General features: G+C 64.9%; 19 protein-coding genes. 12 read left to right on the top strand and 7 right to left on the bottom strand.

Annotation, left to right across the window (positions count from 1 at the left end):
- Positions 1–50 precede the first annotated feature (50 nt).
- The 3 genes from P6U25_RS25275 to ppc all read left to right on the top strand — a co-directional run bounded on the left by P6U25_RS25275 (position 51) and on the right by ppc (position 5,475).
- Positions 51–863 carry a crotonase/enoyl-CoA hydratase family protein gene (locus P6U25_RS25275; RefSeq protein WP_407147479.1) on the top strand — a complete coding sequence of 271 codons (813 nt, stop codon included), beginning with the start codon at positions 51–53 and terminating at the stop codon, positions 861–863.
- A gap of 138 nt (positions 864–1,001) precedes the next feature.
- Positions 1,002–2,549, top strand: coding sequence for an acyl-CoA synthetase (locus tag P6U25_RS25270; RefSeq protein ID WP_407147478.1), 1,548 nt, complete (start codon positions 1,002–1,004; stop codon positions 2,547–2,549).
- Positions 2,550–2,667: 118 nt separating this feature from the next.
- On the top strand, positions 2,668–5,475 hold the full coding sequence (gene ppc / locus P6U25_RS25265; RefSeq protein WP_407147477.1) for a phosphoenolpyruvate carboxylase: 2,808 nt from the start codon (positions 2,668–2,670) through the stop codon (positions 5,473–5,475).
- 64 nt (positions 5,476–5,539) lie between these two features.
- Here the strand turns inward: ppc and P6U25_RS25260 are convergent, their stop codons facing one another.
- The 4 genes from P6U25_RS25260 to P6U25_RS25245 form a co-directional block, all read right to left on the bottom strand.
- The gene (locus P6U25_RS25260) at positions 5,540–6,691 is read right to left on the bottom strand and encodes an SMP-30/gluconolactonase/LRE family protein (protein WP_407147476.1); all 1,152 of its coding nucleotides are present in this window, start codon (positions 6,689–6,691) and stop codon (positions 5,540–5,542) included.
- A 155-nt stretch (positions 6,692–6,846) separates the two neighbouring features.
- Complete coding sequence (locus tag P6U25_RS25255; protein WP_407147475.1) at positions 6,847–7,761, bottom strand: SDR family oxidoreductase; 915 nt, start codon at positions 7,759–7,761, stop codon at positions 6,847–6,849.
- Positions 7,762–7,911: 150 nt separating this feature from the next.
- Entirely contained in the window at positions 7,912–9,051 is a 1,140-nt protein-coding gene (locus tag P6U25_RS25250; protein WP_407147474.1) for a thiolase C-terminal domain-containing protein, read from the bottom strand.
- Between the two features lie 5 nt (positions 9,052–9,056).
- Positions 9,057–9,470 carry a Zn-ribbon domain-containing OB-fold protein gene (locus P6U25_RS25245; RefSeq protein ID WP_407147473.1) on the bottom strand — a complete coding sequence of 138 codons (414 nt, stop codon included), beginning with the start codon at positions 9,468–9,470 and terminating at the stop codon, positions 9,057–9,059.
- 210 nt (positions 9,471–9,680) lie between these two features.
- Here P6U25_RS25245 and P6U25_RS25240 point away from each other — a divergent pair, with 210 nt between their 5' ends.
- The 9 genes from P6U25_RS25240 to alkB all read left to right on the top strand — a co-directional run bounded on the left by P6U25_RS25240 (position 9,681) and on the right by alkB (position 18,057).
- On the top strand, positions 9,681–10,928 hold the full coding sequence (locus P6U25_RS25240) for an ABC transporter substrate-binding protein (protein ID WP_407147472.1): 1,248 nt from the start codon (positions 9,681–9,683) through the stop codon (positions 10,926–10,928).
- A 45-nt stretch (positions 10,929–10,973) separates the two neighbouring features.
- Positions 10,974–11,894: a branched-chain amino acid ABC transporter permease gene (locus P6U25_RS25235; RefSeq protein WP_407147471.1), complete on the top strand. Its 921-nt coding sequence runs from the start codon at positions 10,974–10,976 to the stop codon at positions 11,892–11,894.
- Positions 11,887–12,807, top strand: a complete 921-nt coding sequence (locus P6U25_RS25230) for a branched-chain amino acid ABC transporter permease (protein WP_407147470.1) — start codon at positions 11,887–11,889, stop codon at positions 12,805–12,807. Before P6U25_RS25235 ends, P6U25_RS25230 begins: the two co-directional genes overlap by 8 nt.
- Positions 12,797–13,540, top strand: coding sequence for an ABC transporter ATP-binding protein (locus P6U25_RS25225; RefSeq protein WP_407147469.1), 744 nt, complete (start codon positions 12,797–12,799; stop codon positions 13,538–13,540). Before P6U25_RS25230 ends, P6U25_RS25225 begins: the two co-directional genes overlap by 11 nt.
- The gene (locus tag P6U25_RS25220) at positions 13,530–14,249 is read left to right on the top strand and encodes an ABC transporter ATP-binding protein (protein WP_407147468.1); all 720 of its coding nucleotides are present in this window, start codon (positions 13,530–13,532) and stop codon (positions 14,247–14,249) included. The genes P6U25_RS25225 and P6U25_RS25220 overlap by 11 nt, the downstream gene beginning before the upstream one ends.
- Positions 14,250–14,340: 91 nt before the next feature.
- The gene (locus tag P6U25_RS25215) at positions 14,341–15,690 is read left to right on the top strand and encodes an amidase (protein ID WP_407147467.1); all 1,350 of its coding nucleotides are present in this window, start codon (positions 14,341–14,343) and stop codon (positions 15,688–15,690) included.
- On the top strand, positions 15,683–16,369 hold the full coding sequence (locus P6U25_RS25210; protein WP_407147466.1) for a DUF2848 domain-containing protein: 687 nt from the start codon (positions 15,683–15,685) through the stop codon (positions 16,367–16,369). Before P6U25_RS25215 ends, P6U25_RS25210 begins: the two co-directional genes overlap by 8 nt.
- 257 nt (positions 16,370–16,626) lie before the next feature.
- A complete protein-coding gene (locus P6U25_RS25205) occupies positions 16,627–17,373 on the top strand; it encodes a 2OG-Fe(II) oxygenase (RefSeq protein WP_407147465.1) in 747 nt (248 codons plus the stop codon).
- 12 nt (positions 17,374–17,385) lie between these two features.
- Positions 17,386–18,057: a DNA oxidative demethylase AlkB gene (gene alkB / locus P6U25_RS25200; protein WP_407147464.1), complete on the top strand. Its 672-nt coding sequence runs from the start codon at positions 17,386–17,388 to the stop codon at positions 18,055–18,057.
- Positions 18,058–18,076: 19 nt separating this feature from the next.
- Here alkB and P6U25_RS25195 read toward each other — a convergent pair whose 3' ends face one another.
- Genes P6U25_RS25195 through hpaD form a run of 3 tightly spaced genes read right to left on the bottom strand, consistent with a single transcriptional unit; the run spans position 18,077 to position 21,593 of the window.
- Entirely contained in the window at positions 18,077–19,705 is a 1,629-nt protein-coding gene (locus P6U25_RS25195) for a thiamine pyrophosphate-dependent enzyme (protein ID WP_407147463.1), read from the bottom strand.
- Between the two features lie 19 nt (positions 19,706–19,724).
- A complete protein-coding gene (locus P6U25_RS25190) occupies positions 19,725–20,597 on the bottom strand; it encodes a fumarylacetoacetate hydrolase family protein (protein ID WP_407147462.1) in 873 nt (290 codons plus the stop codon).
- A gap of 12 nt (positions 20,598–20,609) precedes the next feature.
- Positions 20,610–21,593, bottom strand: a complete 984-nt coding sequence (gene hpaD, locus P6U25_RS25185; protein WP_407147461.1) for a 3,4-dihydroxyphenylacetate 2,3-dioxygenase — start codon at positions 21,591–21,593, stop codon at positions 20,610–20,612.
- Positions 21,594–21,607 lie beyond the last annotated feature (14 nt).

Below are 21,607 nucleotides of genomic sequence, written 5' to 3'. Positions count from 1 at the left end.
AACAACGGCCTTTCTGTAAAGCGCCAACGAGGACAGCGGGGGAGATTTCAATGGAAGATCGCGTTTCGATATCGATTTCGGACGGTATCGCCGATGTCCGGCTGGTGCGGGCGGACAAGATGAACGCGCTCGATGCGGCGATGTTCGAGGCGCTGGTCGCCGCAACCGACCGACTTTCCAAGGAAAAAGGGCTGCGCGTGGTGGTGTTGTCCGGCGAGGGCCGGGCCTTCTGCGCCGGCCTCGACATGGGCCGCTTCGCGGCGATGAAGGAGAAGGGCGGTAACGGGGTGCCGGGCGGCGAAAAGCGCGATCTCACCGTCCGCACCCATGGCAAGGCCAATTTCCCGCAGCAGGCGGTGTGGGGGTGGCGCCAGCTTCCGGTGCCCGTCATCGCCGCGGTCCACGGCGTCGCGTTCGGCGGCGGCTTCCAGCTCGCGCTCGGCGCCGACATGCGTTTCCTCTCACAGGATGCGCGGATGTCGATCATGGAGATCAAATGGGGCCTGGTGCCTGACATGGCCGGCACGCCGATCCTGGCAAGTCTCGTTCGCGACGACATCCTGCGCGAGCTCACCTACACCGGGCGGATCTTCTCGGCGCAGGAGGCCCAGAGCTACGGCCTCGCCACCCGTGTTTGTGACGATCCCCGCGCCGCGGCGCTCGAAGTCGCGCGCGAAATCGCCGGCAAGAGCCCGGATGCGATCCGCGCGGCGAAGCGGATGCTGAACAATCTCTCGGTCGATCCGGCGGCGGCGCTGCTTGCAGAATCCGTCGAGCAGCAGAAGCTGCTCGGCAGCCCGAACCAGACCGAAGCCGTCCGCGCCAATCTCGAGAAGCGTGCGCCGCGATTCACGGATGCGTGAGTCACTTTCCGACCTCATCCCGAGGAGCTGCGCAAGCGGCGTCTCGAGGGATGGCCGCGGGCCTCATGGTTCGAGACGGCGCGATGCGCCTCCTCACCATGAGGGTAGTTGTTCGAGTTGACCAAAAAAGAAGAAACAATGAGCGAAACGTCCCAACTCTTCCACGGCATCATCAGCGGCGACCGCAAGCGTGGTCACGCGGCAGTCGCCGAGCGCACCGACCGCATCGCGAGCGGCTTGCACAGACTCGGCGTCAAGCCGGGCGACAGCGTCTGCATGCTGATGCGCAACGATATCGCCTTCATCGAGGCCGCCTATGCGGCGATGCGGCTCGGCGCCTATGGCGTGCCGATCAACTGGCACTTCAAGCCGGAGGAGATCAACTACGTGTTGACCGACTCCGGCGCGCGCGTGCTGATCGCCCATGCCGACATGCTGCACGCGTTGCGCGGCGCCATTCCATCAGGCGTCACCGTGCTCAGCGCGCCGACGCCGCCGGAGATCCTGGCGAACTACAAGATCGATCCCGATCATCTCGCGACGCCGGACTTCGCGACCGATTTCGAGTCCTGGCTGGCGGAGCACCCGCGCTACGAGGGGCCGGCGGTGCCGCAGCCGCAGAACATGATCTACACCTCTGGCACCACGGGCCATCCGAAGGGCGTGCGCCGCTTCGCGCCGACGCCGGCGCAGACGGCGAACGCCGAAGCCATGCGGGCGATGATCTACGGCCTGAAGCTGGGGGCGCGGGCGATCCTGCCAGGCCCGCTTTATCATTCCGCGCCGAATTCCTTCGGGCTCCGCTCCGGGCGGCTCGGCGGCGCGCTGGTGCTGATGCCGCGGTTCGACGCCGAGGAATTCCTGGCGCTAATCGAGCGCGAGAAGATCGACACCATCTTCATGGTGCCGACCATGTTCATTCGCCTGATGAAGCTGCCGGACGAGGTGCGCAGGAAATACGACATGTCGTCGCTGCGCCACATCATCCACGCCGCCGCGCCCTGTCCGCCCGACGTCAAGCGCTCGATGATCGAGTGGTGGGGCCCTGTGATCTACGAATTCTACGGCTCGACGGAATCGGGCGCGGTCACCTTCGCCAATTCCGAGGACGCGCTGAAGAAGCCCGGAACGGTCGGCAAGATCTCGCCTGGCGCAGAACTGCGCTTCATCGGCGATGACGGCAAGGAGGTGCCGCAGGGACAGATCGGCGAGATCTATTCGCGGATCGCGGGCAACCCTGATTTCACCTATCACAACAAGCCCGAGAAGCGCGCCGAGATCGACCGCGAGGGATTCATCACCTCGGGCGACGTCGGCTACATCGATGAAGACGGCTATGTCTTCATCTGCGACCGCAAGCGCGACATGGTGATCTCGGGCGGCGTCAACATCTATCCGGCCGAGATCGAGGCGGTGCTGCATGCGGTTCCCGGCGTGCACGATTGCGCGGTGTTCGGCATTCCCGACGCGGAATTCGGAGAGGCGTTGATGGCGGTGATCGAACCGCAGTCCGGGGTTACGCTCGATACCACCGCAATCCGGGCCCAACTCAAGACCTCGCTTGCGGACTATAAGGTGCCCAAGCACGTCGAGATCCAGACCAATCTACCGCGGGAGGACTCGGGCAAGATCTTCAAACGTCGCCTGCGCGACCCGTATTGGGAACGGGCGGGGCGGAGGATCTAGCGGCGCCTTCGCCGGGGACGACGGGGTGGATGTGTGCGCCGCGCACGTTCGTCTTGCGCTGCGGCAAAAAAGTTGCACACTCCTGGGCATTGCCGGGCAGCCTCTGGAGTAGCCAGCCATGCCTCCCCAGACCGTGCCTTCCGAAACCGAAGCCCGCGCCAAGCGCGCCGAAGAAGCCAGGCTGCTTGAGAAAACGGCTCAGGAGGAAGACGCCCGGCTTCGGAACGACATCCGCCTGCTGGGCCGCGTTCTCGGTGACACCGTGCGGGACCAGGAGGGGGCCGACACCTTCGACCTGGTCGAGCGCATTCGCCAGACCTCGGTCCGTTTCCATCGCGACGAGGACAAGCTGGCGCGGCGAGAGCTGGAGGCCATCCTCGACGGCATGTCGATCGCCGAGACGCTGCGGATCGTGCGCGCCTTCAGCTACTTCTCGCATCTTGCCAACATCGCCGAGGACCAGAACAACATCCGCCAGATGCGCACGGGCGGCCCTGGTGGGGCGCCGCGGCCGAGCCTGCTGGAGCAGACGCTCAAGCACGCCCGGGACGCCGGCATCAGCCCGGCCGACCTCCGCAGCTTTTTCAAGGGCGCGCTGGTCAGCCCGGTGCTGACGGCGCACCCGACCGAGGTCCGCCGCAAGAGCACGATGGACCGCGAGATGGAGGTCGCGGAGCTGCTCGACCGCAGCGAACGATTGAAGATGACACCGGACGAGAGCGAGGCCACCGACGAGCAACTCCGCCGCGCGGTCGTGACGCTGTGGCAGACCAATCTCCTGCGCCGGACCAAGCTTACAGTGCTCGACGAGGTCGCCAACGGCCTGTCCTTCTACGACTACACCTTCCTGCAGGAAGTCCCGCGGCTGCACTGCGCGCTCGAGGACCGCCTGAACAAGGAGGGCGGCGAGGCGGGCGATCTCGCTTCGTTCCTCAAGATCGGGAGCTGGATCGGCGGCGACCGCGACGGCAATCCCTTCGTCACCGCGGAGGTGATGCGCGGCACGCTGCGGCTGCAGTCGAGCTGCGCGCTCAGCTTCTATCTCGAGGAGCTGCATGCGCTTGGTGCCGAGCTGTCGCTGGCGGCGCATCTCGCCGATATCTCGGAGGAGCTGCGCACGCTCGCCGAGCGCTCGCCCGACACCTCGCCGCACCGGAGCGGCGAGCCTTACCGGCTCGCCGTGTCGGGCATCTATGCGCGGCTCGCGGCGACCGCCGCCAGGCTCGAGGTCGAGACCAGGCGGCCGCCGGTCGGCAAGGCTGAGCCGTATGCCAGCGTCAGGGAATTCCAGGCCGACCTCGACGTGCTGAACCGCTCGCTGATCGCGAACAATTCCGGCGTGATCGCGCGCGGCCGCCTGCGGCTGCTGCGGCGTGCGGTGGATTGCTTCGGCTTCCATCTGGCGCGGCTCGACATCCGCCAGAATTCGGCGGTGCACGAGCGCACCGTCTCCGAGTTGTTCGATATCGCCAATCCCGGCATGTCCTATCTGGCGCTCAGCGAGGACGCCCGCGTCAACCTGTTGCTGAGTGAGCTGCGCAACGCGCGGCCGCTCGCGTCGCCCTTCGTGAAATATTCTGAGGAGACCCAAAGCGAGCTCGCCGTGTTCCGGGCGGCGGCCGAGGCGCACGCCAAATTCGGCTCCGAGGTGATCTCCCAATGCATCATCTCGATGTGCAAGGGCATGTCCGACATGCTCGAGGTCGCGGTGCTCCTGAAGGAGGTGGGCCTCGTCAATCCGTCCGGCCGCAGCGCTGTCAACATTGTGCCGCTGTTCGAGACGATCGAGGACTTGCAAGGCTCCAGCGGCATCATGGACCGCATGCTGGCGCTGCACGACTATCGCAGGCTGGTCGACAGCCTCGGCGGCGTGCAGGAGGTGATGCTCGGCTATTCCGACAGCAACAAGGACGGCGGCTTCGTTACCTCCGGCTGGGAGCTCTACAAGGCGGAGATCGGCCTCGTCGAGGTGTTCGAGCGTCACGGGGTACGCCTGCGCCTGTTCCACGGCCGCGGCGGCTCGGTCGGGCGGGGCGGTGGCCCGAGCTATGACGCGATCATCGCGCAGCCCGGCGGCGCGGTGAACGGCCAGATCCGCATCACCGAGCAGGGCGAGATCATCTCGTCGAAATATTCCAATTCCGAGGTCGGCCGCAGCAATCTCGAGATCCTCGCCGCCGCGACGCTCGAGACCAGCCTGCTGCAGCCACGGCGGAGCGCGCCGCGCCCCGAATATCTCAAGGCGATGGAGCAGATCTCGGCGCTTGCCTTCAAGGCCTATCGCGGTCTTGTCTACGAGACCGAAGGCTTTGCCGATTACTTCTGGGGCTCGACCGTCATCAACGAGATCGCGACGCTGAACATCGGCAGCCGTCCGGCGTCGCGCAAGAAGACCCGTGAGATCGAGGACCTTCGTGCCATCCCCTGGGTGTTCTCCTGGGCGCAATGCCGGCTGATGCTGCCGGGCTGGTACGGCTTTGGGAGCGCGGTCGAGACGTGGATCGCCGAGCATCCGGAGCAGGGCATGCCGTTCCTGCAGGAGCTCTATAGAGAGTGGCCGTTTTTCCGCACGTTGCTGTCGAATATGGACATGGTGCTGGCAAAGAGCTCGATCGCGATCGCCTCGCGCTATGCGGAACTCGTCCCTGACGTCGCGCTACGCGACAAGATCTTTGGCCGTATCCGCAAGGAATGGCATCTCTCGATCGAGACGCTGCTCGACATCATGGGCCACGATCGTCTGCTGCAGGGCAACCCGCTGCTGGAGCGCTCGATCCGCAACCGCTTCCCCTATCTCGACCCGCTCAACCACGTGCAGGTGGAGCTGTTGAAGGAACATCGCGCGCAGAACCCGGACGAGCAGGTGCTGCGCGGGATTCAGATCACGATCAACGGGATTTCAGCGGGGTTGAGAAATAGCGGCTGACCTTCCTCTCCCTGAAAGGGGTCCTTTCAGGGGGAGGCGAAGCAAACCAGTAGTTATGTGGACATCACGGTTTCATTGCACCCTGCACGCTGGTGTACAGCGCGTAAATCGACGACGTGCCGCAGATGTAAAGCCTGTTACGTTGCTGACCGCCGAAGCACAGGTTGGCGACAGTTTCCGGTATGTGGATCTTGCCGAGTAGTTCGCCCTCGGGCGTGTAACAGCGCACGCCATCCTCATTCGGATCGCCCCATCCGACTGAGCACCAGACCCGCCCGGCCGTGTCGAGCCGCATCCCGTCGGTGATGGCAGGCTTGGCAATCTCCACGAACACCTTTCCGTTCGACAGCTTGCCGGTTGCGACATCGACGTCGAACACGCGAATGTGGCAGGGATTGTCCGGACTGTCGGTGAAACCAGTATCGATGATGTAGAGCTTCTTCTCGTCGGGCGAGAAGGCGATGCCGTTGGGCTCCACGAAATCGTCGGCGACAACCTTGATGTCACCGGATTTCGGATCGACCCGGTAGACATTGTGCTTCTCCTGTTCCGGCTCGGCCTTGATGCCCTCGTAATAGCCACCGATGCCGTAGGCCGGGTCGGTGAACCAAATCGAGCCATCGGAGGCGACGACCACGTCGTTCGGTGAGTTCAGCTTCTTGCCGTTGTATTTGTCAGCGATGATCGTGATCGATCCGTCGAGCTCGGTCCGCGTGACCCGCCGGCCGCTGTGCTCGCACGTGAGCAGACGTCCTTCCCGATCGATCGTGTTGCCGTTCGAGTTCATGGACGGCTGACGAAATACGCTCACGTGACCGTCATCCTCCGACAGCCGCATGATGCGGTTGTTGGGAATATCGCTGAACAACAGATACCTTCCGGCCGGGAAGTAGACCGGACCCTCGGCCCACCGAAAGCCCGTCGCGATGCGCTCAACCGCGCTGGTGCCGGCAAAGGCGGGGAAACCGGCCGGTCCGAACGACGTCTTGGGTTTGGCGGATTCGAGGTGGGAGTCCGGATAGCGGCTGCCGGGAAGCGGCCCCAGGGGCAACGGCGGCCTCGAGCGCGTCGGCACGCCTGTCTCGCCGAACGGGGCGACCGTCTCCGCGGAGGCGGCCTTGATGGTCGCGGCCGTTGCGGCCACCGCCGCCGCGCCCCTCATCAAGTTGCGGCGGTTGAGCGGTAGATTATGCTGAAAGGTAAGTGCTTTTGTCATGGTTTCCTCCCGCTTTTTTCGTTGGGAAGGGAACCATCCGCCCGCAATCCGGCATAAAGCGGGCAGGCTTCAATAAAGCAACCGAAGATAGTGCCGCCCCGGCCTGCTGCGCGGTTGTGCACGGAGCAGGCCGAGGGGACTTTTTCATAAAACTGTCAAATCGGATCCCAGGTGAAGACGTCGGCTGAGCGGTCGAGCTTGGAGAACGATCCCTTCAGCGCCGGCATGCCGTGTTCGGCGATCGTCTCCGGCGTCCAGCCTTCGCCGCGATGAACTGAACGCACTGGACGATGCTGGCCGAACAGGAAGATCTCGTTCATGCGCACGCCGAAGATCTGGCCGGTGACGTCCCTGGCGGCATCCGAGAGCAGGTAGGCGCAGACCGGCGCGATCTTCTCCGGCCCCATCTGTTTGATCTTCTCGACGCGCGCCTTCTCGGCGTCGGTCTCGGTCGGAATGGTGCCGATCATGCGGGTCCAGGCGAACGGCGACACGCAGTTCGAGCGCACGTTGAAGCGACCCATGTCGAGCGCGATCGACTTCGAGAGGCCGACGATGCCGAGCTTGGCGGCGGCGTAGTTGGCCTGGCCGAAATTGCCGATCAGGCCCGAGGTCGAGGTGAAGTGCACGAAGGAGCCGCTCTCCTGCTCGCGGTAGATGCGCGCCGCGGCGTGCGAGACATAGAACGAGCCCATCAAGTGCACCTTGATGACGGCCTCGAAGGCTTCCACGCTCATCTTGTGGAAGATCATGTCGCGCAGGATGCCGGCGTTGTTGACGACGCCGTCGAGCCGGCCGAAATGATCGGTCGCGGTCTTCACGATCTTGCTGGCCGGAATCGCTTCCGCCACCGACTCGAAGTTCGCGACCGCGGTGCCGCCGCGCTTCTTGATCTCCTCGACCACCTCCTCGGCGGGCGCCGCGCTCGAGCCGGCGCCGTCGGCAGCGCCGCCGGGATCGTTGACGACGACCTTGGCGCCCTCGGCCGCGCAGAGCAGCGCGATCTCGCGCCCGATGCCGCGGCCTGCGCCGGTGACGATGATGACTTTATCCTGCAGTGATTTTGCCATGTGGTTCTCCTGTTCTGTATTCGCGGGCCGATGCAGAGCTCCACTCGTCATGCGCGGGCTTGACCCGCGCATCCATCGTTCTTCAGAGGATGGATTGCCGGGTCAAGCCCGGCAATGACGGATTGAGTGCTGCGCTCGCGCCAGCCATTGTTACCGTTGGTTCGTGAAGATGATCGTGCCGCTCGCCCCGAACATGCCGCCGACGCCGTGGCAGACCGAGATCTTGGCATTCGGCACCTGCGCCGGCGCGATGCCGCGCATCTGCCGCACGCTCTCCTGCAGTGCGTACATGCCGTACATGCCGGAGTGCATGTAGCTTAAGCCGCCGCCGTTGGTGTTGAGCGGCAGCTTGCCGCCGGGACGGGTGTTGCCGTCGGCGATGAACTTGCCGGTTTCCTCATAGGGCATGAAGCCGAGATCGCCGAGGCCGTAGAGCGGCAGATGCGCGAAGGCGTCGTAGATCATCAGGTGATCGACGTCCTTGTGGCTAATGCCGGCTTCCCTGAAGGCGAGGGGGCCCGCAACTTTGAAGGCGCGCGAGCTGTCAAAGGTCTTCATCTGGCTGACCATCGGCGTTTCCACGCTTTCGCCGGTGCCGAGGATGTAGACCGGCTTCTTGGGGAAATCCTTGGCGCGGTCGGCCGAGGTCAGAATCAGCGCACCGCCGCCATCAGTGACGAGGCAGCACTGCAGCAGGCGGAACGGATAGGCGATCATCCGCGAATTGAGCACGTCGGCGACCGTGATCGGATCCTTCATGGTTGCGCGCGGGTTCTTCGCCGCCCATTCGCGCTGCACGACCGCGACCATGGCGAGCTGTTCGTGGGTGATGCCGTGGGTCTTCATGAAGCGCAGCACGGGAATCGGGAACATGCTCGGCGGGCCATAGACGCCGAACGGCGCCTCGAACTGGCCGTTGAGGCTGTCTGGTGGTGTGAAGCGCGGCTGCTTGCCGATCATCGACTTGCCGCTCTCGGCGTGGGTGATCAGCACGGTCTTGCACAGGCCGGCTTCGATCGCGGCGGCGGCATGGCGGACGTGCAGCATAAAGGAACAGCCGCCGACCGACGTACCGTCGACCCAGGTCGGGGTGATGCCGAGATAGTGCGCGACCTGCTGTGGCGTCTCGACCGCGGTGGCGAAGCCGTCGATGTCGGACAGTTTCAGCCCGGCATCCGCGATCGCGTTCAAGGCCGCATCCGCGTGGAGCTGGATCTGCGACATGTTGGGGATGACGCCAAGCTCGGTGGTTTCGGCCGCGCCGACGACGGCAACCTGATTCCTGCGCATTGTCGTTATCCCTTTGCCGGACGGAATACGGGAAGGGTGATCTTGTCGTCGAGCTGCTGGAAGGCAACCTCGAGCGGCATGTCGAGCTCGAGCGCCTCCGGCGTCTGCGGGCAATCGATGATGTTGCTCATCATGCGCGGGCCTTCGTCGAGCTCGACCACCGCGATCGCGTAGGGCGGCGTGAAGCCCGGCGCGGCGGGACGATGATTGATGACGTAGCTGTAGAGCTTGCCCTTGCCGCTGGCCTTGAAGACCGAGACCTTGCGCGAGGCGCAGGAGGGACAGAACGGTCGCGGCGGAAAGTAGACATTGGCGCAGGCATCGCAGCGCTGTAGGCGCAACTCGCCCGCTCTGGTGCCGTCCCAGAAATGCTGGGTCTCCGGAGTCGGTTTTGGTTTCGCGCGCGCGGGCTCGGCCATGTCTGAAAATCCTCCCGAAATCGTTCCAATCTTGATGCGACATCGAACCGAGCCCCGTCAACGGTCTATACGCGCCGCGCGCAGCGGCCTGTGCCACGCGCATGCCGCATATTCCGCCCCTCGCACAATTGATGAGGTCGGCCTGCTTGTGTCCCTCCAGTCCCGCGCGTAGAAGGGCCCCCGTATCAAGCATCCGGGAGGAAAGAGATCATGCTGAGGATGACCGGCGCGGCACTCGCTGCCAGCCTCGCAATTGCCACGCAGGCCATGGCGGCAGATGCGCCGTCGGAGATCAAGATCGGCACGCTCTATGCGTCCTCGGGACGCTATGCCTCGATCTCGATGCCGGTTTACAGCTCGCTGAAATTCTGGGTCGAACAGAAGAACGCCGACGGCGGCGTCTTTGTGAAGGCGTTCGACAAGAAGATTCCGATCAAGCTCGTCTCCTATGACGACCAGAGCAACACCGCGACCGCCGCGACCCTTTATAACCAGCTCATCACCCAGGATAAGGTCGACCTGCTGGTGGCGGATTCCGGATCGGTGTTGACGGCACCGGCGGTTGCGATCGCGCGCGACCACAAGATGTTCCTGTTCGATCAGACCGGCACCGGCGCGAGCTTCTTCTCCAAGGACAATCCCTATATCGCGCTGATGGCCGACCCGGTGTCGACCGTCTGGCCGAAGCCGGTGGCGGACTTCATCAGCCATGACGGTCCGGGCCTCGGCATCAAGAAGATCGCGATCCTCTACGCGACCAACGAGTTCACGGGCACGCAGGCCAACGCGTTCCGCAAGTTCGTCAAGGAATCGGGCGCGCCGATCGAGATCGTCTACGACCAGGGCGTTCCGACCGAGACCACCAACTACAACGTCATCATCAACAACATCAACAACGCCAATCCCGACGCGGTGATCCATTTCGGCTACGCGCCGAACGACATCGCCTTCCTGCGCAACGTCCAGGACGTCGGCATCAAGTTCAAGATGCTGTTCTCGATCTATGCCGGCCTCGAGACCGAGCTGCTCGAAAAGAATGTTGGCGCCAAGGGGCTCGAGCACATCTGGACCTATGTGCCGCCGTCCGAGCTGGATTATCCCGTCAATTTCGGGATGAACATGAAGGACTTCCGCGCCGCCTGGGAGAAGAAGTACAGCGACGGCAAGATGGAGTTCGGCTTCAACGCGGTGGCCGGCTACACCACGGCGCTGGTGATCGAAAAGACGCTGTCGGAAGCCGCCAGCCTCGACCAGATGGAGCTGCGCCGCGCGGTGTTCTCGCTCAACGGTAAGCTCAAGACGCTCGACGGCACCTTCGCGCTCGACGACACCGGCGGGCAGATCGGCGAACTGACGCCGCTCGGCCAGCTCACGGTCGACGAGCACGATCACATCAAGTTCGTCTCGATCTATCCGCACGAGACCGCGACCGGCAAGCCGGTCTATCCGGCGCCGTAATGCGGTCATCGGCGTCAATCGAGATCATCGGAGGCTGGCGGTAGCATGACCTACGCGCTCGTCGCCGGCGTGCTGTTCGGGCTGTATTTCAGCCTGGTCGGTATCGGTCTCAATCTCGTGTTCGGCGTCATGCGCATCGTCAATCTTGCGCATGGCGACATCCTGATGCTCGGCGCATTCATCGCGGTGGGCGTGGTCGGCATCGCCGGCCTCGACCCGCTGTTCGCGGTGCCGCTGGCGTTCGTCGTTTTCGTGCTCGCGGGCCTGCTGCTGTACTGGGTGCTGGTGCCGCGGCTGCAGGGCTCGGCCAACCCGGAGATGCTGTCGATCATCCTGTTCTTCGGCCTATCGCAGGTGATCGAAGCGATCACCACGATCTTCGCCGGCACCAGCGAACGGTCAATCCAGAGCCGGCTGCTGGGAACCGTGTTCACGACCATCAAGGTCAAGTGGTTCGGCGGCAAGGCCGGGGCCGGACCGATCCAGATCTTCGGCCAGGGCTTTCCCGCGCCCTGGGTGATCGCGGCTGTGACCAGCCTGATCGTGATCGCGTTCGTCTATCTCTATCTCTACCACACGCGGCTCGGCACGCTGACCCGCGCGGTGATGTCGCGTCGCGACGAGGCGCTGGCGACCGGCATCGACGTCGACCGCGTGTCGGCCGCGGCGTTCGGCATAGGCTTGGGGCTCGCGGCCATCGCCGGCGTATTCGCGCCCTTCATGTTCGGCTCGGTGACGCCGGCCTTCGGCGCGGATGCGACGGTGACGTCCTTTGCGATCGTGGTGCTGGGCTCGCTCGGCAATCCGCTCGGCACCGCGCTCGGCGGCGTCGTCTACGGTGTCTGCTACATGCTGGTGCAGACCTATCTCAGTTCCTGGGCCGACTTGCTGCCCTATGTGTTGTTGATCGTGATCCTGTTGTTGCGCCCGAGCGGTCTGCTCGGAAGGCGGGTGCGCGTTGCCTAACGCATCGAAACACCTGCTGTTCATCCTGGCGCCGTTGGTGGTGGTGTTCGCGCTGCTGCCCGGCGTCTATCAGAACCATCTGTTGCTGTTCAACTTCGTGATCTTCCTGATCCTCGCGCAAGGCGTGAACATCATCTATGGGTTCACCGGCTATCTGCCGTTCGGGTATGTCGGTTTCTTCGGCGCCGGCGCCTATGGCTTTGCCATCATGGTGATGCATCTGCAGACGCCGGCGGTCCTTGCCGTGGTGGTCGGCGGGCTGCTCGCGGTTGCGCTCGGCTTGCTGCTGACGCCGCTGCTGCGGCTGTCGGGAGCGTATTTCGCGATCGCCAATCTGGCGGCCTCGCTTGCCGTGTTGCACTTCGTCGCCAATCCGGCGCTGGAGGGCATCACCAAAGGACCCTACGGGGTGTCGCTGACCGGGACGTTCAATCCGACGCACGCCTACTACGCTGCTGTCGCCGTGATGGCGCTGACGGTCGGCGGCGTCGTCTATCTCCGGAACTCGGCCTTCGGCCTCGCCTTGCAGGCGGTGCGCGAGGACGGAGTCTCGGCCTCGATGGCCGGCGTCAACATCGTCAAGATGCGGGTGATTGCCTGGCTCGCCTCCGCGCTGGTCGCCGGCCTCGCGGGCGGTATCTACGCCTGGTACGTTTCGGTGTTCTATCCGGACAACGTGTTCTCTGGCGAGTTCAGCATCTTCGCGATCGTGTTCGCGCTGTTCGGAGGCGTGGCCACCATCACCGGACCGATCGTCGGCGTGATCATTCTCTATGGCATCTACAACCTGATCGGCTTCACCACGCCGCAGTATTTCCAGTTGATCTATGGTCTCCTGATCATGGGGTTGGTGCTGTTCCTGCCCGCAGGACTGGTGTCGCTGGCAACGCGCAGGGGGTGGTATGTCCCCTGAGCGAACGCCCCTTCTCAAGGTCTCCAAGCTGGTCAAACGCTTCGGCGGCTTCTACGCGCTCGATGGCCTGAGCTTTCACGTCGTGCCCGGCGAAATCCTCGGCCTCGTCGGCCCCAACGGCTCCGGCAAGACCACAGCGATCAACGTGATCTCCGGCCTCTATGCGCCCGATGGCGGCGAGGTGGTGTTCGACGGCGCCGCCGCCGGCGGCGTCGTCTCCCACAGACTAGTTCACCGCGGCATCAACCGCACCTTCCAGGTACCGAAGCCGTTTCTGTCGCTCACTGTGCGCGAGAACATCCAGGTGGCGCTGGCCTACGGCCACGCCGGCGGTCATGCCGGGGTGGCGCCACCGTCGATGGCGGACTTGCTCGACGAATACCGGCTGAGGGAGGTCGCTGACCGCCCCGCAGCCGATCTCAACAGCGCACAGCAGAAGATGCTGGATCTCACCCGGGCGCTTGCGACCTGCCCGCGGCTGTTGCTGCTCGACGAACTCGCGGCCGGCCTCAACCCGGCCGAGCTCGACTGGATCGCCGGACGCATCAAGGCGCTGGCCGCGACCGGGATGGCGATCATCGTGGTCGAGCACCTGATGGGCTTCATCGAGCAGATCACCGACCGCGTCATCGTGCTGAATGCAGGCAAGGAGATCTTTGAGGGCACGCTGGCGACTGCGGTGCGCGAGCCGCAGGTGATCGAAGTATTCTTGGGAGGCGAGCATGCCCACTGACGCGGCGCCGCTTCTCGACGCCAAGGGTGTCGATGCAGGCTATGGCACCATGCAGGTGCTATGGGGTGTCGATCTCGACGTCCGCGCTGGCGAGACCGTGCTGCTGCTCGGCGCCAACGGCGCGGGCAAGACCACCTTCCTGAAATCGCTGGTCGGCCTGATCGAGACGCGCAGCGGCCATATCAGGCTGGGCGGCGAGGACGTCACGCGGATGCGTTCGTCGGACCGCATGAAGCGCGGCATGACCTACATGTCTGAGCTCGCGGTGTTTCCCGATCTGTCGATCGAGGAGAACATCCGCGTCGGCGCCCAGGCGCTGGGGCATGCCAATCCGGGGGCACGGGTCGACGAGCTGTACGGGCTATTCCCGGTGTTGCGCGACAAGCGCCGCGATCCGGCTTCCAGCCTTTCGGGCGGCCAGCGCAAGATGCTCGGTATCGCCAAGGCGCTGTCGGCCGAGCCGAAGCTGCTGGTGATGGACGAGCCCTCGGCCGGATTGTCGCCGCTGTTCGTCAAGGAGGTGATCCGCGCCCTCACGAGCCTGCAGGGGCGGGGATTGGCGCTCTTGATTGCCGAGCAGAATATCAGTTTCCTTGACGTCGCCACCCGCGTGTTCGTGCTGGAGGGTGGACGCATCCGCTTCTCCGGCACGGTTGCCGAGATGAGCGGCAATGAGGAACTGCACCGCGCCTATTTCGGGTTGAAGTGATGCCGGCAATCAGGGCCGGGTCGGGCGCAAGCCATCTGGAAAACGACGCCGGTTCGCGCGACAATCAGATGCAAGCCATGAAGTGAGAGCCATGCCGAACAATCCGACCCTCGCCGCCCTTGCCGCCGATCTCTCGAGCGGCGCCACCACCGCCCGCAAGCTCGTCGAGCAGTGCATCGCGAAAATCGCCGATCCCGCGGGCGAGGGCCAGCGCACCTTCATCCACGTCGACAAGGACGCTGCCCTCGCGGCCGCCGACGCCATGGACCGGCTGCGCAAGGCGAACGCCGCGCCGTCCCCCTTTGCCGGCGTCCCGGTCTCGATCAAGGATCTGTTCGACATCAAGGGGCAGGTGACGCGGGCCGGCTCGCGGGCGCTGGAGGATTCCGCGCCGGCGGAGGCGGATGCGCCCGTGGTGGCGCGGTTGCGGCGCGCCGGTTTCATCGTGATCGGCCGCACCAACATGACCGAGTTCGCCTATTCCGGCATCGGCATCAACCCGCATTATGGCACTCCGAAGAGCGCCTGGAATCGCAGCGTCGGCCATGTACCCGGCGGATCGTCGTCCGGCGCCGCGGTCTCGATCGCCGACGGCATGGCGTTTGGCGCGCTCGGCACCGACACCGGCGGCTCCTGCCGGATTCCGGCGGCGTTCAACGGCATCGTCGGCTACAAGCCGACGCAGCGCCGCATTCCGCTCGATGGCGGCGTGCCGTTGTCGTTCACGCTCGACAGTTACGGGCCGCTGGCCAATTCGGTGGCCTGCTGCGCGACGCTCGATGCGGTGCTTGCCGACGAGAAGGTCGAACCGCTCACCCCGCGTCCGGTGAAGGGCATGCGGCTCGCGGTGCCGACCACCGTTGTGCTCGATGATCTCGACGATGCGGTGGCCAAAACCTTCGAGCGTGCGCTTGCCGCGCTGTCGCGTGCCGGCGCACTGATCGAGCGGATCGAGGTGCCTGAATTGCTCGACGTCGGTGTGATGAACGCAAACGGCGGCTTCTCCGCGGCCGAAAGCTACGCCTGGCATCGCTTCCTGATCGCCAGCAAGGGCGATATCTACGACCCCCGTGTAGCGGTCCGTATTCAGCGCGGCGAAGGTTTCCTGGCTGCCGACTACCTCGATCTCATCAATGCGCGCCGGTCGTTCATCGCCCGCACCGAGAAGCGCATCGCGCCCTATGACGCGATGGTGCTGCCGACCACCGCGAACCTGCCGCCGGCGATCGCCGATCTCGCCGACGACAAGGCGTTTGCCACGCAGAACCTGCGCGCGCTGCGCAATCCTTCGTTGATCAACGTGCTCGACGGCTGCGCGATCTCGCTGCCGGCGCATCGCGAGGGCGAGGCGCCGGTCGGCCTGATGCTCGCCGCGGCCGGTGGCTCGGATCGCCGCATCTTCGAACTTGCGGCCGGGATGGAGACCGTGATTCGTGTTTGATCTCACCTTCAACATCGACGACAAGGGCGTCGCGACGCCGCTCACGCTCGAGATCAGGCAGGCGGTGATCGCCGGCTGGACCGGCCGCGATCCCGTGGCGCGCGACAAGCATATCGCCGAGCTCGAGGCGCTCGGCATCGCGCGGCCTGCGACGACGCCGATCTATTACCGCTGCTCGGCGCGACGGCTCACGCTCGCCGACGCGATCGAGGTCTGTGGTGAAGAGTCGAGCGGCGAGGTCGAGTTCGTGCTGATCGGCTGGCAGGGCCGCACCTTCGTCGGTTGCGGCTCCGACCATACCGACCGCAAGGTCGAGACCTACAGCGTCACCGTCTCGAAGCAGATGTGCGACAAGCCGATCGCATCCGAGCTGTGGGAGCTCGAGGATGTCATCGGCCACTGGGACCAACTGATCCTGCGTTCCTGGGCCGTGATCGGCGGCCAGCGCGTGCTCTACCAGGAGGGCACGCTGGATCACATGCTGCCGGTGCAAGACCTGATCGCCAGGGGTTTCGGTGGAGGCGGCCTGCCCGACGGCTGCGCGATGTTCGGCGGCACCTTCGCGGCCAAAGGCGGCATCCGCCCGGCGAGCCGCTTCGAGTTCGAGATGGAAGATCCGGTGCTGAAGCGGACGATCCGGCACGGCTACGACGTGATCACGCTGCCGGTAAGGGGCTGATTGCGCGGACGCGTCGCTCAATGAAGGATGGGGTGACGCTTCCCTCCACGGGTCGTCCCTGCGGAAAGCAGGGACCCATAACCGCAGGACCTTGCGGTTGCCACGCTGTGGCCCCAGCTCTCTCAAACAGCAGATGACGGTGACTATGGGTCCCTGCTTTCGCAGGGACGACAGTGGTGCCTGTGGTTGCTGTCCATGGCACATTCCTGTCGGAAATCGGGTGGCGCCGGCAGTAATCCTGCGCGAGACTGCGATCCATGAAAGCAACAGCCAAGATCGCCGCGCATGCGGCACCATCAGATATCCCCGCCCGCGTCGACGCGCTTGATTGGGGCCGGATCTCGGCCGAGCTCGACGGACAGGGCTGCGCCGTTCTTCCGCGCCTGCTGACCCCGCAGGAGTGCGATGGGATCGCCGCGCTCTATCCTGATGACGGCCTGTTCCGCAGCAAGGTGGTGATGGGCCGCCACGGCTTCGGCCGCGGCGAGTACAAATACTTCTCCTATCCGCTGCCGGATCTGATCGCGGAACTGCGGCCGGCGCTTTACGCGCAGCTCACTGCCACGGCCAACCGCTGGAACCAGACGATGGGGATCGACATCCGCTATCCCGCATCGCATGCGGCATTCATCAAGCGCTGCCATGATGCGGGGCAAACGCGGCCGACGCCGCTTCTGCTGCAATATGGCGAAGGCGACTACAACTGCCTGCACCAGGATCTCTATGGCGAGCATGTGTTCCCGATCCAGGTCGCGATCCTGCTGTCGCAGCCGGGGCGCGACTTCACCGGCGGCGAATTCGTGCTGACGGAACAGCGGCCGCGGATGCAATCGCGTCCCGAGGTCATGCCGCTCACGCAAGGAGATGCGGTGGCCTTTGCCGTGCATCATCGCCCGGTGCAGGGGACACGCGGCTCCTACCGCGTTAATCTGCGTCACGGCGTCAGCCGGATCCGCTCCGGCCACCGCCACACCGTTGGTGTGATCTTCCACGATGCGACGTGAGTACGGACAAGCGTGACCGCTGACCTGTTCGAGACCGTTGGCGACGCACGTCCCCCGCGCGAGACGATGGCGGAGGGCGCTGTCGTGCTGCGCGGCTTCGCCAGGCCATTCGAGGCCGCGCTGATTCCGGCTCTGGGCGACATCGTCAAGCAGGCGCCGTTCCGCCATTTGATCACGCCGGGAGGCCACCGCATGTCGGTCGCGATGACCAATTGCGGAAGCCTCGGTTGGGTTTCTGACTCCAGCGGCTATCGTTGTGACGGCATCGATCCGAATTCGGGCGCGCCGTGGCCGCCGATGCCGTCGGTACTATGCAGGCTCGCCGCCGGCGCGGCGACCGAGGGGGGCTACGCCGGCTTCACAGCGGAGGCCTGCCTGATCAACCGCTATGTTTCCGGCGCCAAACTGTCGCTGCATCAGGACAAGGACGAGCTGGATTTCGCGGCCCCCATCGTCTCAGTGTCGCTCGGGTTGCCGGCGATCTTTCTGTTCGGTGGTCTGAAGCGCAGCGATCCGACGCGACGCTATCGCCTGGAGCATGGCGATGTCGTGGTGTGGGGTGGGCCATCGCGGCTTGCGTTCCACGGTGTCGCGCCGCTCGCCGACGGCGAGCACGGCCTGCTCGGTCGCCAACGCATCAACCTGACCTTTCGCAAGGTACGCCCGGGCGCTGCCGGCCGTTAGGCCGGCGGCTGTCGCTAGTCTAGATGTTCTTCGCAGGGTGGATGAACGCCCAGGGCGAGACTTCCGAGCCCGTCGGCACTTCCACCGAGATCACGTAGGGACTGCCGTCGGCCAGCGCCTTTTCCAGCGCGGGGCGGAAATGATCGGGCGAGGTGACCCGCGCCGCCCCCACGCCGAAGGATTCGGCGAGCTTAACGAAATCCGGATTGACCAGATCGGAGGCGACGATGCGGCCGTCGAAACGTTCGTGCTGGTCGCGGCGGACATTGCCGTAGGCGTTGTTGTTGAACACCAGCGTCACCACGCCGATCTTGAACTGCACCGCAGTGGCGAGCTCCTGCACACCGAACATGAAACCGCCGTCGCCTGTGATCGCGACCACCGGCTTGCTCGGGTTGGCGACCTTGGCGCCAAGCGCGGTCGGAAAGCCCGAGCCGAGCGTGCCCTGATAGCCCGAGGTGACGAAGGTGCGCGGCTCGTAGATCGGGAATCCGTACCACGAGGCGAAGCCAACCTGCGACAGCTCGTCGGTGACGATGGCATTCGCTGGGAGCACCTCGCGCAGAATCTTCAAGTAAGCCATCTGCGGCTGGATGCGCTGGATCTCATGCTCGGCGGCAGCGGTGGCCTCGCGGATCGCGGCGCGCCGGCCGCTGGTCTTGCTGTAACCGGCCCGGCGTACGGCAGCGGCGAGATCGGCGGTCGCGGCCTTGGCGTCCGCGATTACGGCGGCATCGGGCGGCCAGCGCCGCATTTCGACGGGATGGATATCGATGCGCACGCATTTCAGCCCGTCCGGCCGATAGGGCCAGCGCGACATCGTCGGCAATTCCAGGCGGGTGCCGATCCCGATCATCAGGTCTGTCTTCGGCCACAGCTTGTAGGCCGCCGCCATCGTGAGCCCGAGCTCGTGCGCGTTGGAGACAATGCCGCGGCCGCTGCGGAAGGCGACGACCGGCGCGTCTATCATCTCGGCGAGCTCGAGGATCTCCTCGCGCGCGTCGATCGCGCCGCTGCCGACGAAGATCATCGGCGCCTTGCTGCCGCCGATCAGATCGGCGGCCGCCTTGATGCGGTCGGGATCGGGCTGCGGCGCCGGCAGCGGGTCGAACGGCTTGACGGTCGCGACCTGAGCGCGCTGAGTAAACACGTCCCACGGCATCTCCAGCGAGGCCGGCCCGCGCCGGCCGGACAGCATCTCCTGGAACGCGCGCGACACCATCGCCGGTGCATTGTCGGGGTATTCGATACGGTCGGCCCACTTCACGAAGGTGCGCAAGGTCGCAAGCTGGTCCGGCATCTCGTGCAGATGGCCGCGACCCCTGCCGAGAAATTGCGTCGGCACCTGTCCGGTGAGGCACAGCACCGGTTCGTTGCAGCCGAACGCGGTGAGCAGCGCCGCCGAGGCATTGAGCACGCCGGGGCCGGGCACCACGCTGAACACGCCGGGCCGTCCGCTGGAGCGGGAATAGCCGAACGCCATGTAGCCGCAGGCCTGCTCGTGCCGCGCGCCGATCACCTTGAGCTGCGCCTGGTGGAACGCGTCGAACAGGCCATAGATCTGCGCGCCGGGCAGGCCGAACACGGTGTCGACGCCGTGGGCGACGAGACCATTGACGATCGCTTCGCCGCCGGATGTTGAGGTCATGGCACTGTCCGTTCGTTTGCTAGTTGGCTTCGTCGACGACGCCGTTGCGCAAGACTCCGACACCTTCGGCCTCGACCTCGATGACATCGCCCGGCTTCAGATAGCGCGGCGGATCGAACCGCGCACCGGCGCCGGTGGGGGTGCCTGTGACGATGACGTCGCCGGGAACCAGGGTCGTAAAGGTCGAGATGTAGTTGATGAGGTAGCGGAAGCCGAAGATCAAGCGCGAGGTGCGGTCGTCCTGCCGCGTCTCGCCGTTCACCCGCGTGGTCAGGCGGATATCGGCGATCTGCGCTTCGTTGATATAGGGCACGATCCACGGACCCAAGCTGCCGGTGGAATCGAAATTCTTGCCCTGGGTGACGTTGAATTTGGCATGGCGCACCCAGTCGCGGATGGTGCCTTCATTGCACAGCGAAACCGCCGCGATGTGATCGAGCGCCGTGCTTTCCGGAATGTGCCGGCCGGCTTTGCCGATGACCAGCACGAGCTCGCCCTCATAGTCGAGCTGCGGCGAGGCGCGCGGACGCACCAGGGGAGCGTTGTGGCCGACGAAGGAGCGCGGCACGCGCAGGAACATGCTCGGATATTTCGGCGCGTCCGAGCCGTCCTTGTACTCGGCGTTGCGGTCCGGATAGTTGACGCCGATGCAGATGATCTTTTCCGGCGACGGAATCGGCGGCTGCAAGGCCACTGCGTCGAGTGCGTAATCGGGCGAGCGCCCGGCGGCGGCGTCCGCGAGCTTCGTCAGCGCGCCGGCGGCGATCGCTTCGCGCAAGCTCGGATAGTCCTTGGCGAAACGCGAAGAGAGATCGGCAATGCCGGTGTCGGTGATGGCGCCATATTTGATGGCGCCGTTGACGGAATAGGTGGCGAGACGGGGAGCAGGCATTGCAAATTCCCGTCAGTCCGCAACCAGCACGTCGGCCACGAAGCGTGGCTCGCGCACGGCTTGTCCCGCGAACGGCGAGCCTTCCTCGAACCAGGAGCGTGGTGCCGGCGCGCCCCACAACGTCTGCCGGCGCGGATCGCGCAGCGACCAGCGCAGCGGCTCATGGTCGTGATCGCCGGTGAAATAGTCGCTGGTATAGAGCTCGATGCGATGGCCGTCGGGATCGCGGACGTACAGGAAAAAGGCGTTGGAGATGCCGTGCCGGCCGGGGCCGCGCTCGATGTTCTTGAGGAAACCCGAGGAGGCCATCACGTCGCAGAGATGCACGATGTTCATCGCCGTCGGCACCCAATAGGCGATGTGGTGCAGGCGGGGGCCCTTGCCGTTGGTGATGGCGAAATCGTGCACATTGCCCTTGCGGTGCATCCAGGCCGCGGCGATGCGGCCGTTGGCGCCGTCTTCCTCGGCATATTCGGTGAGGCGGAAGCCGAGCCGGGCGTAGAAGTCGATGGTGTCCTGCACCTCGGCTGCGAACACGTTGAAATGGTCGAGCCGCTGCGGGTGGCAGCCCTTGTAGAGATCGTAGCGCCGGAGCAAATGCGGACGCTTCTCCATCGTGGCGTAAAGCTCGATCTGGAAGCCGAATGGATCGGTGAATTGCAGCGTGCGGCCCTGGAACGGCTGGTCAACGAAGGCAGACTCGATGCCATTCTCCGAGCAGAAGGCCGCCGCCTTGTCGAGGTCGCGATCATTGCCGACCTTGAATCCGAGCCGGTTGCAGGTCGCCTTCGGCGCCTTGCGCAGCACCACTGAGTGATGCTGGTGCTCCTCGCAGGCGCGCAGATAGACCGCTTTGTCGTCGCGGTCCTCGATGTGCAGGCCGATGGTCTTCTCGTAGAACGCGGCACTGGCGTCGAGGTCAGTGACGTCAAGAATGGCGTGGCTGCAACGGATGATGTTGAACGGCGGATCGAAGACGTGCTGCGGAACGGGCATGGTGTTTCCCTCTG

The organism is Bradyrhizobium sp. ORS 86 (assembly GCF_045571475.1).
Taxonomy (GTDB): domain Bacteria; phylum Pseudomonadota; class Alphaproteobacteria; order Rhizobiales; family Xanthobacteraceae; genus Bradyrhizobium.
The sequence above is the reverse complement of the archived record's forward strand: the minus strand, read 5'-3'. Positions and strand labels throughout refer to the sequence as shown.